The following is a 14,574-nucleotide window of genomic DNA, read 5'->3' on the forward strand; positions in this document are numbered from 1 at the left end:
CCGGTTTGTTGTTTTAATAATCTTTATAACTACTTACTGGGTACTCTTTTGTAATTGTAGAACATAAAAATAGATGTAAAAGTATGAAACATATAGGAATCTGGATAGATAAAGAAAAGGCTCATGTCATTTTGGTAAAAGAGGATAATGAGGATATGACAACTATAGTATCAGGAATAGAGAATTTTCGTATACATGGTGGTTCTGGTACACGATTTAAAGGCGGACCACAGGATGTGGTTCAGGATAGTAAATATCTCGAGCGTGAAAAACACCAGTTTAAGACTTATTTTAAGAACGTAGCTTCTCATATAAAAGATGCAGATAAGATCGTAATTTACGGGCCTGCAGAAACAGGAGAAAAATTCAGTAAAGAATTAGAGATAAACTATAAAGAAATAAGTAAAAAGGTAAAGGATGTCATCAAAGCAGATAGTATGACCGATAATCAAACCAAAGCTTTGGTAAGATCATATTTCAAAAAAGATCAACAGCGTATTCATTAAGGTGTTTAGTTGTATTTCATATTTAAATAATTTTAATGCAAAACCAGAATTTTGATGTTATAAAATCTTCTGGAGAAAAAGTTAAATTTTCACTCCAGAAACTTCGTAATTCCTTAAAACGAAGTGGCGCAGATGATAGAGCAATAGAACATATTCTGGGAATTGTTAGAGACGAATTATATCAGGGTATTTCTACCAGAGAAATTTATAATCGCGCTTTCGCATTACTTAAAAAGAAGAAATCTGTTTTTGCTTCAAAATATAAGCTGAAAAAAGCGATTTATGAGCTGGGCCCAACAGGTTTCCCTTTTGAACGTTTTGTTGCATCTATATTACAATATTCTGGATATCAGGTAGAAGTGGGGCAGATCATTAAGGGTATGTGTGTCTCTCATGAGGTTGATGTAGTGGCCAGAAAAAATAGCGATTACCTTGTTGTAGAATGCAAGTTTCATAGCGAAGAAGGGCGTAACTGTAATGTAAAAGTCCCTTTATATATACATTCCCGATTTAGAGATATTGAAGCTCATAATGAACATAGTGGGAAGATGATTCCTAATGAAGGTTGGGTAGTGACCAACACACGTTTTACAAAAGACGCAATTCAATATGGCAAGTGTACAGGGTTGTATTTATTAAGTTGGGATTACCCTATAGAGAATAGCCTTAAAGACAGGATTGATCGTTTAGGGCTATATCCGATAACAGTGTCTACACTTTTAACAAATCGTGAAAAGCAATTTTTATTAAGCCGAAATATTGTTTTAGCAAAACAATTGATAGAACAGATTTTTTTTCTAGATCATTTAGGTATTTCTGAAAAACGAAAACAAAATATTATGAATGAAATCAAAATGCTATGTACAGCATAAAATAAAATCTTATGCCATCAATTAAAATTCACTTTTTGGGAGCTGCAGGAACTGTTACTGGCTCTAAATTTTATCTAGAAACTCCTCAGAAAAACATATTGATTGACTGCGGGATGTTTCAAGGAGTAAAAGAATTACGAGAATTAAACTGGCAAGATTTACCTATCGATGCTTCTGCGATTGATATTGTACTGCTTACTCATGGGCACTTGGATCATACAGGTTATTTACCAAGATTAATTAAGCAAGGGTTTGCAGGAGATATTGTGGCTACAGCACCTACATTGGCAATTACAGAAATCATTTTAAGAGATAGTGCAAAGATACACGAAGAAGAAGCCGAAAAAGCTAACAAAGAAGGATATTCTAAACATCACCCTGCGTTACCTTTTTATACCAAGAATGATGTAGAGAAAACAATTAGATATTTTAAAAGAGAGGAGAAAGATACCTGGATCTCGTTATCCAAGGATATACAATTTAGATTCAGATATAATGGACATATTATTGGGTCTACTTTTATCGAGTTAAATCTTTATGGAAAGATATTGGTGTTTTCTGGAGACTTGGGAAGAACAGATGATGTATTACTTTATGCTCCAGAAAAACCAGATTGGGCAGATTTTCTTTTTATAGAAAGTACCTATGGTAATAAGTTACATCCTCGTGAAGATGTTAAAGAAAAACTCATCACTTTGATTAATGATACATTGTATAACAGAGGGATTTTGATCATTCCTTCATTTGCAGTAGAAAGATTACAAGCTTTGATGTATATACTTTGGAAACTATATCAAAAAAACCGCATCCCAAACCTTCCTGTTTATGTAGATAGCCCCATGGAGAATAATGTGCTTTCTGTTTTTGAAAGCTTTCCCGACTGGCATAAATTGCCAATGAATGAATATCATGCGATCTGCAACCATATTAATATTGTGATGTCTTACAAAGAGACCTGGGAAGTCATCGATAATCCCCGTCCCAAAATTGTTATTGCAGGTAGCGGAATGGTAACAGGAGGTAGAGTGCTTACATATTTACAACAACATATAGACATTGATAATACCTCTGTAGTACTAGTAGGTTTTCAGGCAGAAGGAACCCGTGGCAGGCAGTTGCAAGAAGGAGCTCATGAGGTTAAACTATTTGGTAAATATTACCCGGTAAAAGCAAAGATTCATAATATAGAGAGCCTATCGGCTCATGCAGATCAGAAAGAATTATTAAACTGGATGAGTGAGATTAAAAATATACCCGAAAAAGTTTTTCTGGTTCATGGTGAAGCTACTGCTGCAGACACATTGCGGGTAAAAATACAAGATACGTATCATTGGAAAGTTCATATCCCTAAGCTATATGATACCATAGAAATTATGATCTGATTTTTTATTCCCCAAAAAACAAAAATAGAATCCAGAAACATTTTGTTAAAAGCCACAAAACCTGATAATTATCACTTTTTAATTTATAGAGGTTAAGTACCTTTTTGGTAAGCTTTAAAAACCTAGAAAAAATGATGGCAGCAACAGATAATACTTCAGATAAAGAGCTAAAAGAGATTCATTTTGATATTCTAAAATGGAAATCAAGTCTTCGGTTTATAGAAGGTGAAATGCTTTTTATCAATCAATTATTAAATTCTTATGTTTTTGAACCTACTACCCCAAACCTTTTTGAACGATTACAGGAGTTTAAAGAGCAAATTGAAATAATAGAAAAAGAAATACAAAATATAAATCAAGGCATAAGAACACACGAAAGTGAATTGGGTGGTATGCTAGAATGTGATACTATTTCTTGTGACAATTTTTACTATAAAAATCATACTTTGGTAAGGCGTACTTTTGATGACTTCTATAAAAATTTCAGCAGATTGAAATCTGAAGTTTTTCTTTACGCAGGGGGAGTTTTAAAAAAGAACAAGAAGTAAAGTTAAACCCAGGTTAAAACCTGATAAACTGATAATTGTCATTTTAACAAGCCTGTTGTCAACTTAACTTTAGCATAATAATACGTCTAATAAACCTTAACGATATGTCATTAACCTAGGTTTACTACGTTCCTTAATCAAGGACAATAAAAGTCTAAAATAATAATCATGAAAGCAAAACAACCAAGGGTAAAATATGTAGAATGGCACAGCCCAGAAGAGTTACATGAGATTTCTTTAAACTGGGTATCAGAACTTAAGTTTATCAAAGATGAACAACACTTTTTAGATGAACTTATTGAAAACCATACATTACAACTAATTTCAAAAAAAACTTTTGAAAAGAGTAAAAACATACTACAAGAACTATCTCTTAGCAGAAAGGGTATCGAACCATTATTAAAAAAAATAATTAACCACCATAATGAACTAACTATATTGTTAGATGGAGTTGACCAGCCTATCAAAGAAAAACAATACAAAGAGGATCATTGGGAGTTAACAATTGAGGTAAGTACATATCTCAACAAGTATAAAGAAATAAAAAGAAAAGTTTTTGATTTGATAAAGGCTATAATAAAAGAAGGCAAACAAAAACGTCTGTTGCGCTAATCCGGTATAATAAACTTCAAAAAACAATCAATTATAAGTAGATGAAACGTATACTAAAAATCATAATACTTTCTATTTTAATACTGTTTGCTGGATTTTGGGTGTGGTATGAATATACCTATTCTATGGATACTGTAATTCCTTTTGAAGTTAATGATTCTAAACTGGAAATTAAGGTTTTGATAGCTTCACAAGGAAGCAGATTTAAGGATTCCTTGGTCCAGAGTATCCTTAGGCATTATCAAAATGATTCGGTTTATTTTAAGGTAATAGATGTGTATACCATGTTTACTGTAAATATTGATAAGTGGGATGCTTTGGTTATTATCAACTCATGGGAATATGGGAGTCCACCCAGAAATGTAAAAAAGTTTATTAAAAATCACCCGGATCAATTAGATAAACTCATTATTCTTTCTACAGTAGGGAGTAGTAATATAGCTCTAGAAGATATTGATGTAATATCTGGAGAATCTGTTATCGAAAAAACATCAGAATATACCAATATAGTAGTAGAACGATTGGATAAAATTATAAAACCACAGACCTTAAATAAATTTTAATAACCTAAACCTAGAAAATATGAACAAGTTATATATATGTCTTTTATTAATTAGTGGGTTGTTGTACGGTTGCACGTCTAGTGAATTAGTCGAAAACTGGAAAAATCCTGATATTGATACGTTTGAAGCTCAAAAAGTTCTGGTTGTTGGAATCACTCCGGATGAAAATGCACGAAAAGTATTCGAAAAGAAATTGGCGAAAGAACTAAAAAAAAGCGGAGTTAATGCTGTAAGAAGTTTAGACTATTTCGAGAGTTCTTTTACAACTTCTCCAAAAACCGAAAAAGAAATGATGTCTCTTGAGTCTAAGCTTATAGAAAATGGCTTTGATGCAATCTTACTTTCCAAAGTATTAGGAGTCGAAGATAAGGTAACAGTTGTAAAAGCATATAGAAACCTAGATAAAACATTTGACAGTTTTAGAGATGACTATTATGAAAATCAGGATATATATTATGATGAAGATTATTATGAGGAATATCAAATTTTTCATGCAGAATCCTCACTGTATTGTATTTGCCCTGATAAAGAGAGAGAATTAATATGGAAAGGATCTATAGATATCACAGAACCCGAAAATATTAAAAAAGCTGTAAGTGATTATGTTAAAGTATTGGTTTGGGCGCTAAAGGGACAACAATTATTAATTATTGAAGAACTTACTAATGAAGATATTGATATATAGTGCCAAGGACTTTGAAATTCCCTTTCTGGAAAAAGCAAATAATGACAAACATCAAATTAAATATGTACCAGAACGACTCACTCCAAAAACTGTTGAGTTGGCGTTAGGTTTTGATGCAATATCTATTTTTTCTGCAGATAATGGATCTTCTATGGTTTTAGAAAGATTGAAAGATTTTGGAGTCAAATATATAGCACTTCGTTCTACAGGTTATGACAATGTAAATATTAATACAGCCAAAAAATTAGGAATCAAAATAGCTAATGCAGCAGGATATTCTCCGCAAACCATAGCAGAACATGCTATTGCATTATTGTTAGCTCTTAGCCGCAAACTCATACCTTCTAATCATCAGGTCAATACATATAATTTTTCGTTGAGTAACCTTGTAGGTTTTGATATCAATAAAAAAACTATTGGTATTATTGGAACCGGTAGAATAGGAAAAATAATTACCAGAATAATGCACGGGTTTAATTGTGAGATCATAGCCCATGATATTTATGAAGATAAAAAATTGGAAGAAGAGTATCAAGTATCATATATGGATCTTGAAAATTTATGCAGGCAATCTGATATTATCTTTTTATGTACACCACTCAATACACAGACCCATCATCTTATAGATACCGATCGAATTCAGCAGATGAAAAAGGAAGCGATACTTATCAATGTTGCACGAGGTGGGTTAGTGCATACAAAAGATCTATTGCAAGCTTTAATCTCAAAAAGAATAGCTGGTTATGGTACAGATGTTTATGAAAATGAAAGTGGAATCTTTTTTTACGATCATTCTGAAAATAAGCATGAAGATAAAACACTACAACAACTTATTGATTTACCCAATGTAATTCTTACTCCTCATCAGGCTTTTGCAACCAAAGAAGCTCTTACAACTATTGCAGGAACAACCTTTTATAACATCAATTGCTGGCAACAAAATGAGCCAGGTAAAAACGAATTGACCTCAGAGTTAGTGGGGTAATTTGTTTTTAACTATTCCGTATAGTAAAGTACCCAGTATAGAAGAGATAAGCACAATTAAAATTGGCAAATAACCAGCTCCCAAAAGAACAAACATAGGTCCTGGGCATGCCCCTGCAAGAGCCCACCCTAATCCGAATAGGATGCCTCCAAATATATACCTTTTGAAACTCTTATCTTTAGGAGCAAAAGTTATGGGATCGCCATAAAACGACTTTATTTTAAATCTTTTTATAGTTTGAGTAATGATAATGCCTAGTCCTACCGCAGACCCAATGATTCCGTACATATGAAAGGAACCAAACTGAAACATTTCATAGATTCTAAACCACGATGCCGCTTCTGATTTGAATAAGACAATTCCGAAAAAAATACCAATACCTAAATATATAATTGAACGCATATGTTTAAAAAATTAAAGGAAAAATAAAGTGTACCATGGTTAGTCCGCCAATAAAAAATCCAATTACAGCAATAAGAGAAGGGATTTGCAGATTACTTAACCCAGAGATGGCATGCCCAGAAGTACACCCGCCAGCATATCTAGCCCCGAAACCTACAAATAGTCCACCGATAATGAGTAAAAAGAGTATTTTAGGATCTGTTAAAGCTTCATTAGAAAATAACATATCGGGCATGTATTCCATTCCGGCACTATTAAAGCCTTTGGATTGAAGCTCTGAGACTACTTTTGGGTTAATGGATACAGAATTATCTATTGATAAAAAAGTATTGGCAATAAATCCTCCTATAATTACACCAAGTACCACAACCAGGTTCCATCGCTGAGCTTTCCAGTCGAATCTAAAAAAATCCGTTGTTTTCCCTGCTCCACAAATAGTACATATCGTTCTTAAATTAGATGACATACCAAATCTTTTTCCAACCATTAGTAATAAAAAGAGTACTAATGCAATTAGAGGGCCGGATACATACCACGGCCAGGGATTATAAATCCAATTCATTTATATTAATTTTTTAGGCAAAGTAAATAAATAGAAAATGAGTTGTCTGCAACCTAGGTTACAGAATTTTTACATTTTACTTTAAGGTAGAAGGGCATACATAATCTGTAGTTTTAATACCTACTTCTTTAATGTCTTTAAAACCTCCGGCTATATCTATAAGGTTATGAATTCCACGACTTTTTAATATTGATGCTGCAATTACAGAACGATATCCTCCTGCACAATGTACATAAAAGGTTTTATCGGTAGGAAATTCTACCAGATAATCATTAATAAAATCCAATGGTGTATTATGTGCATCATCAATATGTTCTGCTGTAAACTCACTTTCTTTACGTACATCAAAAACAGGAATATCCTCATTTGCCATAGTATTTTTAAATTCTAATGCAGAGATTGAAGTTAAGGTATCATAGTCTTTACTTGCTTTTTTCCAGGCTTCGAAACCACCTTCGAGATATCCCAGGGTATTATCAAATCCTACTCTTGATAGTCGAGTAATTGTTTCTTCTACCCTTCCTTCTGGTGTTACTAATAAAATAGGTTGTTGTACATCTGCTATTAAGGCTCCAACCCATGGCGCAAATCCACCATCGATACCAATAAATATTGATCGGGGAATATGCCCTTTAACATATTCATTCTGATGTCTTACATCTAGAACTATAGCACCGGTTTCATTAGCGAGAGCTTCAAAATCATCTGGAGAAAACGGTCTTGTTCCTTTTTGAATTACCTCATCTATATCGGTATAACCTTCTTTATTCATTTTCACATTAAGTGGAAAATATGAAGGAGGAGGTAGTAATCCATCGGTCACTTCTTTTACGAACTCTTCTTTAGTCATATCTGCTCTAAGCGCATAATTCATTTTCTTTTGGTTCCCCAAAGTGTCTACTGTTTCTTTCATCATGTTTTTACCACAGGCAGAACCAGCACCGTGTGCAGGATATACAATAACATCATCTGCCAGAGGCATAATTTTGGTACGTAAGCTGTCATAAAGCGTTGCTGCCAACTCTTCCTGAGTCATATGTGCAGCTTTTTGAGCAAGATCCGGGCGACCAACATCACCAAGAAATAAGGTGTCTCCACTAAAAATAGCATGATCTTTACCAGTTGCATCTTTAAGAAGATAAGTAGTACTCTCCATAGTATGCCCAGGAGTATGTAGCGCAATTATCGTAATTTCTCCTAGTTGAAACTCTTGCTTATCTTTGGCAATTGTTGCTTCAAAAGAAGGGTTGGCACTAGGCCCGAATATAATATCAGCACCAGTTTCTTTAGCCAGCGTTACATGACCACTTACAAAATCTGCATGAAAATGAGTTTCAAAAATATACTTGATTTTTGCACTATCTTCATCTGCTTTTTCTATATACGGTTTTATTTCTCTTAGAGGATCTATAATTGCTACTTCACCGTTACTTTCAATATAATAAGCTCCCTGAGCAAGGCACCCTGTGTATATTTGTTCTATCGTCATGTATTCTATTTTTAAACTTTTCTTGATTTTAGGAAGAGAAGCTATGCATTTATTATTTATTATTCAAAAATAAGGCAATTATTATTGCAATACAGTAACAATTGTTACAAAGCTTATTTGTAGGTTAATTCTCTACTAAGAATATCAATAGTTTACATTTCTAATACTTCGATATTGTTTCTATTAAGTTTAACAACACCCTTTTTTTCAAGTTTTTTAAGCAGCCTGGAAATTACTACTCTAGAGGTATGAAGATCATATGCAATTTGTTGATGTGTAGTATTGATAGTTTTGGTATGACTGATTTTGGTTTTATCCTTAAGATGTTTTAATAACCGATCATCCATATTTAGAAAAGCAATACTGTCTATGGTTTCAATGGTTTCTATTAATCGTTTATGATAGCTACTAAAAACAAAATTTCTCCAGGATTTGTATTTTGTGGTCCATGCTTCCATTTTTTCGATAGGAATCATTACTAATTTGGTATCTGTCTCGGCAATGGCTTTAATTTCACTTTTATGATGTCCCAGACAGCAAGATAATGTCATAGCACAAGTATCTCCTTGTTCTAAAAAATACAATAATAATTCGTCTCCATCATGATCCTCTCTAAGCACTTTTATGGCACCACTAATGATCAAAGGCATATATTTAATATAGCTTCCGGGTTTGATAAGCTCAAAACCTTCGGGGATTTCTTTAAAAGTACCTACCTGATTAATTTCTTCAAGCAATTCGTCTTCAAAAAGATGACCATATTTATATTTTATTTCTTTAATCATTCTTCTTGATTTTTTAGGAATAATCCTAATTGTAGTTTTGCTTCCTGATATCCAAGATCATATATTTTATCCAAACTACTACTGCTAAAAATACCATGATTAACTAATTTCTTTGGTTGAACTATTATATCACAGAGATTAAATTTAATTTCAGCATTTGGCATAGCCCTAAGATAATAGGCTCGTTGCATAACGTTGTATGAGTGTTTAAAATCAGAAATCTTTGGTTTCCTAATCGGGGACACATCTACACCAATAATCAGGTCACAATGTTTTTTGATCGGTGATACCGGGAAGTTATCCAAAATTCCACCATCAGCATAGAGTTCATTATCAATTGTAACAGGAGTAAAAACACCTGGAAATGCGGCAGATGCCAATAAAGGTTTTATCAATTCTCCTGTGTTAAATACTTTTGTTGTTCCCTCAATAAGATTAGTGGCTGTAATAAATAATTTTTTATGTAGAGATTCAAAGGAGTTTTCGGGAAAATAGGTAAGTAGGTCATTATAGAATTTTTCAGAATCTAAAAAACCGGCTTTTTTTCGAGAGAACCGATTTAATTTGAATAAAGGTGTTTTGGTAAAGAAATTTTTCATTTCCTCTGGAGAATAACCACCAGCATAAAGTGATCCTACAATAGCCCCTGCACTTGTACCTGAAACAAAATCGACAGTCATTCCGGCTTCTTCCAAGGCATGTATAACTCCTATGTGTGCAACACCTTTAAACCCTCCGCCAGAGAGTACTACCCCTATGTTTTTAAATGCTTTCATTTTCCTTAATAAATTTACAAAACCGGACTAAAGATTTTGGCAAAACCTTCTTTTAATTTTTCACTCCAGGGACGTTGTATAAAAGTGCTAAAATCCAATTGCTTACTGTTTTTACTATCTTTTAAAAAATCATCTCTTAATTCTACAGCAAAATTATCGTCGTAGATTACTGCATTCACCTCATAGTTTTGTTCAAAACTTCTAACATCCAGATTAGTTGTTCCTACAGATGATATGGTGTTGTCTGCTACAATGGTTTTACTATGTAAAAATCCTTCTGAGAATAGATATATTTTTACTCCTGCCTGAAGTAGATCTTCAAAATAAGAACGAATACACCATTTGACTATAACGTTATCCGATTTTTCTGAAAGTAATACTCTTACATCAATTCCGCTCATTGATGCTACTTTTAATGCATCCAGAATAGATTCTCCAGGGATAATATAGGGGTTTGTAATATAGATATAGTCTTTGGCTTCATTAATTATAGAGAAATACATCTGTTGAGTTGCCGAAAAATCAGAATCCGGACCACTATGTACGATTTGGACTGTAGAACCTTCTATCTTTTTATACGTATGAAAATATGAAGTCTCCAGGACTTCATCATTAGCACTTATCATATACCAATCCATTGCAAAAATAGCCTGGAGACTATGAACAACGGGTCCATTGAGTTGTAAATGCATATCATACCAAATCCCTAGATTAGCATCGCCTTTTACGTATTTATCAGATACATTGATGCCTCCTGTAAATGCAATTTTACCATCTATGACTATAATCTTACGATGGTTTCTATAGTTTATCGATGATAAAAATTTACCAAATTTGATAGGTAAGAATTTATGGATTTCGACTCCAATAGATTGCAGTTTTTTGATATACTTTTTGCTCAAAGACATACTACCAATGCCATCATACAACACACGTACTTTTACTCCGTTTTTTACTTTTTTATGAAAAAGCTCAAAAAGATCAGATGTTAATTTACCTTCTTCAAAAATGTAATATTCTAAATGGATAAAATGCTTTGCACTCTCCAAAGCATCAAATATAGCCTGAAAAGTAGCTTCGCCATTTTTAAGTAATTTCACCTCATTTCCTGTGCAGGGAGCAAAGTAGGAGTTTTTGGTAATCAAAGAAATAATTTTATGATGTTCTGTGTATTCTTCTTCTGTTATTGGAGAATATTGATCTAATGCTTTTGTAATATATGAGGTTACTTTTGGGGTATGTTTTAATCGAAATAATTTATTTTTTCTGCGATTTCTACCAAGCATTAAGTACAAAAAGATTCCACCAACAGGAATAGTAAAAATAGTAAGAAGCCAGGCCAATGTTTTTGTAGGGCGCATCCCGTTTAAAAGCAATCGTATGACAATAAAAACTCCTAGTAGGATATAAAGCGTTGTAGCAATATATAATAACATGTATTGTATGAGTTTTATAAGATTTATTGACTATGCATAATCAAAAGAGGTACTCTTGTTCCATAACTTATTTTAGAAGTCTCAGATCCCTTAAAAAACCGATCTAAAAATGTTTCTCTTTTGATAAACATAGCTGTCATATCGACATCCATGATTTGCACAAAACTATTTATAGCCAAAGCAGTAGGTACATTGATAATAGAATGAAAGGTATGATTTATTTCTTTAAAAAACTCTTTCATGTGTTTTTTGTCATCAAAATCGGCTACAGTAATAGTATCATCTTCTTTAATTTTAAGAACCCGTAAAGATGATTTATGTTTTATTATAGTATCCATCAAAGGTTCAATACCTTCTGTGTTAAAATGATCCCAGTAATCTATAGCATATAAAATAGTTTTTGGGACTTTATACTTACATCCTTGTGGGATTGCTATTATAGGGCAATCTATTTTACGAATGACATTAAGTGTATTACTTCCAAACACAACTTCTGATGCTCCTGTAGCACCATTTGTTCCCATAATGATTATATCTATGTTCTTAGATTTAACTGTTTGTCGAATAGCATCTGTAAAGACATCATAATCGGTAATGGTATTAAATGTATAGTTTTCGTCTGGATATTGGTCGGTTAGCTCTTCAACCATTTGCTTAAGTTTTTTTTTAACATCGCTAATCACTGATTGGTGGATTGTTGTATTAGCGGGAGCAGCCATAAGATCATCTGTAGTATAATGAGATGCCTTTTGTACATTAAAGATGTGAAAAGTGCAGAGTTCATTTTTAAAAAACTCTAGAGCATAATATATTGCATTTCTGGCGTTGTCTGAAAAGTCGGTGGGAAGAAGGATATTTTTCATGGGTAAAAGATTTATAGTTCTAAAAATAGATCAGAAAGCATAAAATAACTATGATATCCGTCATGATATCTATAAGGAAGCATTTCTAAATATTGAAATAAAATTAGTGTTGAAACTTCGAAAAGTGTAACAAATATTTGAATTTAGGGTCTTATTTTTTATGAAGAGATTCCTAATAGGCATACTATTATATTTTATTAATATTATTGTAATTTTTGCATATGATAATAAGCCCGAGTTTCTCTCTGAAGATGATAACATCATTTTTTCTAAAGCTGAAATTTTAAATGAATATACAGCAAGGATTCCTTTTAAGCTTGTTGATCATTTAATAGTGGTCGAAGCAGAAATACAAAACAGAAAAGGGAATTTTATTATCGATACGGGATCTGAAGCATTGATCCTTAATAAAGTGCATTTTTCTGATCTAGAGCAGTATTTTAGTAAAAGAAAACAAACTTCTGGCGTGATTGCAGTTATAGATGATACATTCGAACAGAATGTTAAAGAATTTATACTACAAAACTTTAGTTTAAAGAACAGGGTTTCTGATATAGTTGATTTGGCTCATATTGAGAAAACCAAAAAAATAAATTTATTAGGCATAATTGGATATAGTATTTTAAAAGATTATGAAGTGTTTATTGATATGTACCTTAATCAAATTACGTTAACCAAGGTAGATAGGTTTGGATCTAGATTTGATCAACATGTATATGCAGAGAAAATTATAGATAGTATAGGTTTTAGATTAAAAAAACATACGATTGTGCTAGATGGATTTATTGATGAAATCAAGGTTCGGTTTGGATTAGATAGTGCTTCAGAGTTTAACCAGATAAATAAAAAGATAGGAAGAAAAGCACTTAAATACTTTTATCCTAAAAAGAGACTACTATTAACCGGTGCAGGTAACCATAGCATAGAGGTTATGGCAGGAAAATTGTTTCGCATAAAACTGAGTGAAACCATTTATTTTGGCCCTATGAATACAATTTTAACTAATTTAAATAAGATGAACGAAGCTTTCGGAACTGATCTCGATGGAGTTTTGGGATACGAATTTTTTCGACAAAAGAGAACTATTATTAATTATCAAAAAGAAAAACTGTACTTTGTGAAGTACCCGATTATAAGAAATTGAAAAAAAGTACACTATATATTATTTTTTTAATTCTTGCTATTGCAGGAGAGTGCTCCTATGCCCAAACTGAACCTTTTAAAGGATATAGAATAGAAGGGGATATGTTGGTTTTTGTTTTTGATAAAAGAGATTATCAGGAGGCTACGATTGCCAGTAAGAGGATTGATGTAGAGGATCTGGATATTAGAAATGTTGTTGTTTCAGGTGAATTTAACAATTGGGCGAAGGATAAATGGAGCATGATTAAGATAAACGAGAATATATATGAGCTTAGAAAGAAACTAAGTGATTTTACTGATGAGTTTACATGGGAGTTTAAGTTTGTTATCAATAATGAATATTGGGCAGAACCTTTTCAAAGAGATAAAAATGCTGTAAGAGCCTTCGAAAATGGTCATGCATTGCAATCGTATAATCTAAAGATGTATATGGCTTATCCAGATAAAAACGGAAATGTAACGTTTAGACTTAATGGTTATGATGATGCACGAAAGGTGGTGTTAAGTGGCAGTTTTAATAAGTGGAATAAGGAGATGTTCATTATGACCAAAGCTAAAGACGGTTGGACCTTAACATTAAAAATTAGACCAGGAGAGTATCAATATAAGTTCATTGTAGATGGAAATTGGATAGAAGATTCTACTAACCCCAGAAAGGTACTCAATGAGTTTAATGGTTTCAATTCTTTAATTGATGTAAAAGGACAAATAAACTTTATACTAGATGGCTTTTTAGAGGCAAAAAAGGTTATTCTGGCTGGGTCATTTAATAATTGGTCAGAAAGTGAATGCCAAATGACACAAACCAAAACTGGGTGGATAAATACGTTGATGCTCTCTGGAGGAAAGCATCATTATAAGTTTATTGTAGATGGTGAATGGACATTAGATCCTGGTAATCCTGTGAAAGAGTACGATGGTAAGGGAAATATAAACTCTGTTTGTATGGTGAAGTAGAAAGGAGC

Annotated in this window: 17 protein-coding genes; 10 read left to right on the forward strand and 7 right to left on the reverse strand. The window is 32.7% G+C overall.

The window, feature by feature from the left end; genetic code table 11:
- Positions 1-83: 83 nt before the first annotated feature.
- The 8 genes from DG435_RS19210 to DG435_RS19245 all read left to right on the forward strand — a co-directional run bounded on the left by DG435_RS19210 (position 84) and on the right by DG435_RS19245 (position 6,153).
- The gene (locus DG435_RS19210) at positions 84-506 is read left to right on the forward strand and encodes a hypothetical protein (protein WP_106793408.1); all 423 of its coding nucleotides are present in this window, start codon (positions 84-86) and stop codon (positions 504-506) included.
- Between the two features lie 35 nt (positions 507-541).
- A complete protein-coding gene (locus DG435_RS19215) occupies positions 542-1,378 on the forward strand; it encodes a restriction endonuclease (RefSeq protein WP_106793409.1) in 837 nt (278 codons plus the stop codon).
- Positions 1,379-1,389: 11 nt separating this feature from the next.
- Positions 1,390-2,760 (forward strand): MBL fold metallo-hydrolase RNA specificity domain-containing protein, encoded by a 1,371-nt coding sequence (locus DG435_RS19220; protein ID WP_106793410.1) that lies wholly within the window; start codon positions 1,390-1,392, stop codon positions 2,758-2,760.
- Between the two features lie 131 nt (positions 2,761-2,891).
- A complete protein-coding gene (locus DG435_RS19225) occupies positions 2,892-3,308 on the forward strand; it encodes a hypothetical protein (RefSeq protein WP_106793411.1) in 417 nt (138 codons plus the stop codon).
- A gap of 168 nt (positions 3,309-3,476) precedes the next feature.
- Positions 3,477-3,920, forward strand: coding sequence for a hypothetical protein (locus tag DG435_RS19230; protein WP_106793412.1), 444 nt, complete (start codon positions 3,477-3,479; stop codon positions 3,918-3,920).
- A gap of 41 nt (positions 3,921-3,961) precedes the next feature.
- Positions 3,962-4,483 (forward strand): hypothetical protein, encoded by a 522-nt coding sequence (locus DG435_RS19235; protein WP_106793413.1) that lies wholly within the window; start codon positions 3,962-3,964, stop codon positions 4,481-4,483.
- Positions 4,484-4,502: 19 nt separating this feature from the next.
- Positions 4,503-5,168: a hypothetical protein gene (locus DG435_RS19240; protein WP_106793414.1), complete on the forward strand. Its 666-nt coding sequence runs from the start codon at positions 4,503-4,505 to the stop codon at positions 5,166-5,168.
- Positions 5,149-6,153 carry a 2-hydroxyacid dehydrogenase gene (locus DG435_RS19245; protein ID WP_106793415.1) on the forward strand — a complete coding sequence of 335 codons (1,005 nt, stop codon included), beginning with the start codon at positions 5,149-5,151 and terminating at the stop codon, positions 6,151-6,153. Before DG435_RS19240 ends, DG435_RS19245 begins: the two co-directional genes overlap by 20 nt.
- Here DG435_RS19245 and DG435_RS19250 read toward each other — a convergent pair.
- The 7 genes from DG435_RS19250 to DG435_RS19280 all read right to left on the reverse strand — a co-directional run bounded on the left by DG435_RS19250 (position 6,142) and on the right by DG435_RS19280 (position 12,466).
- A complete protein-coding gene (locus DG435_RS19250; RefSeq protein WP_106793416.1) occupies positions 6,142-6,555 on the reverse strand; it encodes a DUF6691 family protein in 414 nt (137 codons plus the stop codon). The genes DG435_RS19245 and DG435_RS19250 overlap by 12 nt on opposite strands.
- A 4-nt stretch (positions 6,556-6,559) precedes the next feature.
- Complete coding sequence (locus tag DG435_RS19255) at positions 6,560-7,117, reverse strand: YeeE/YedE family protein (protein ID WP_106793417.1); 558 nt, start codon at positions 7,115-7,117, stop codon at positions 6,560-6,562.
- Positions 7,118-7,193: 76 nt separating this feature from the next.
- Positions 7,194-8,606, reverse strand: a complete 1,413-nt coding sequence (locus DG435_RS19260; RefSeq protein WP_106793418.1) for a rhodanese-like domain-containing protein — start codon at positions 8,604-8,606, stop codon at positions 7,194-7,196.
- Between the two features lie 152 nt (positions 8,607-8,758).
- Positions 8,759-9,391, reverse strand: coding sequence for a Crp/Fnr family transcriptional regulator (locus DG435_RS19265; RefSeq protein WP_106793419.1), 633 nt, complete (start codon positions 9,389-9,391; stop codon positions 8,759-8,761).
- Positions 9,388-10,167 carry a patatin-like phospholipase family protein gene (locus tag DG435_RS19270; protein ID WP_106793420.1) on the reverse strand — a complete coding sequence of 260 codons (780 nt, stop codon included), beginning with the start codon at positions 10,165-10,167 and terminating at the stop codon, positions 9,388-9,390. The genes DG435_RS19265 and DG435_RS19270 overlap by 4 nt, the downstream gene beginning before the upstream one ends.
- A 14-nt stretch (positions 10,168-10,181) precedes the next feature.
- Entirely contained in the window at positions 10,182-11,603 is a 1,422-nt protein-coding gene (gene cls / locus DG435_RS19275) for a cardiolipin synthase (RefSeq protein WP_106793421.1), read from the reverse strand.
- 23 nt (positions 11,604-11,626) lie between these two features.
- Positions 11,627-12,466 (reverse strand): universal stress protein, encoded by an 840-nt coding sequence (locus DG435_RS19280; protein ID WP_106793422.1) that lies wholly within the window; start codon positions 12,464-12,466, stop codon positions 11,627-11,629.
- Between the two features lie 160 nt (positions 12,467-12,626).
- Here DG435_RS19280 and DG435_RS19285 point away from each other — a divergent pair, with 160 nt between their 5' ends.
- Both DG435_RS19285 and DG435_RS19290 read left to right on the forward strand, forming a co-directional pair.
- The gene (locus tag DG435_RS19285; protein ID WP_106793423.1) at positions 12,627-13,610 is read left to right on the forward strand and encodes a hypothetical protein; all 984 of its coding nucleotides are present in this window, start codon (positions 12,627-12,629) and stop codon (positions 13,608-13,610) included.
- Positions 13,607-14,566, forward strand: a complete 960-nt coding sequence (locus tag DG435_RS19290; RefSeq protein ID WP_106793424.1) for a hypothetical protein — start codon at positions 13,607-13,609, stop codon at positions 14,564-14,566. The genes DG435_RS19285 and DG435_RS19290 overlap by 4 nt, the downstream gene beginning before the upstream one ends.
- Positions 14,567-14,574 lie beyond the last annotated feature (8 nt).

It is taken from the genome of Aquimarina sp. Aq78, from assembly GCF_900299525.1.
Lineage (GTDB): Bacteria > Bacteroidota > Bacteroidia > Flavobacteriales > Flavobacteriaceae > Aquimarina.

Coding starts and splice junctions, on each gene's coding strand:
- DG435_RS19220 (WP_106793410.1), top strand. CDS start 1,390: ATGCCATCAATTAAAATTCACTTTTTGGGAGCTGCAGGAACTGTTACT.
- DG435_RS19280 (WP_106793422.1), bottom strand. CDS start 12,466: ATGAAAAATATCCTTCTTCCCACCGACTTTTCAGACAACGCCAGAAAT.
- DG435_RS19235 (WP_106793413.1), top strand. CDS start 3,962: ATGAAACGTATACTAAAAATCATAATACTTTCTATTTTAATACTGTTT.
- DG435_RS19210 (WP_106793408.1), top strand. CDS start 84: ATGAAACATATAGGAATCTGGATAGATAAAGAAAAGGCTCATGTCATT.
- DG435_RS19230 (WP_106793412.1), top strand. CDS start 3,477: ATGAAAGCAAAACAACCAAGGGTAAAATATGTAGAATGGCACAGCCCA.
- DG435_RS19250 (WP_106793416.1), bottom strand. CDS start 6,555: ATGCGTTCAATTATATATTTAGGTATTGGTATTTTTTTCGGAATTGTC.
- DG435_RS19215 (WP_106793409.1), top strand. CDS start 542: ATGCAAAACCAGAATTTTGATGTTATAAAATCTTCTGGAGAAAAAGTT.
- DG435_RS19245 (WP_106793415.1), top strand. CDS start 5,149: ATGAAGATATTGATATATAGTGCCAAGGACTTTGAAATTCCCTTTCTG.
- DG435_RS19240 (WP_106793414.1), top strand. CDS start 4,503: ATGAACAAGTTATATATATGTCTTTTATTAATTAGTGGGTTGTTGTAC.
- DG435_RS19225 (WP_106793411.1), top strand. CDS start 2,892: ATGATGGCAGCAACAGATAATACTTCAGATAAAGAGCTAAAAGAGATT.
- cls (WP_106793421.1), bottom strand. CDS start 11,603: ATGTTATTATATATTGCTACAACGCTTTATATCCTACTAGGAGTTTTT.
- DG435_RS19270 (WP_106793420.1), bottom strand. CDS start 10,167: ATGAAAGCATTTAAAAACATAGGGGTAGTACTCTCTGGCGGAGGGTTT.
- DG435_RS19265 (WP_106793419.1), bottom strand. CDS start 9,391: ATGATTAAAGAAATAAAATATAAATATGGTCATCTTTTTGAAGACGAA.
- DG435_RS19285 (WP_106793423.1), top strand. CDS start 12,627: ATGAAGAGATTCCTAATAGGCATACTATTATATTTTATTAATATTATT.
- DG435_RS19255 (WP_106793417.1), bottom strand. CDS start 7,117: ATGAATTGGATTTATAATCCCTGGCCGTGGTATGTATCCGGCCCTCTA.
- DG435_RS19260 (WP_106793418.1), bottom strand. CDS start 8,606: ATGACGATAGAACAAATATACACAGGGTGCCTTGCTCAGGGAGCTTAT.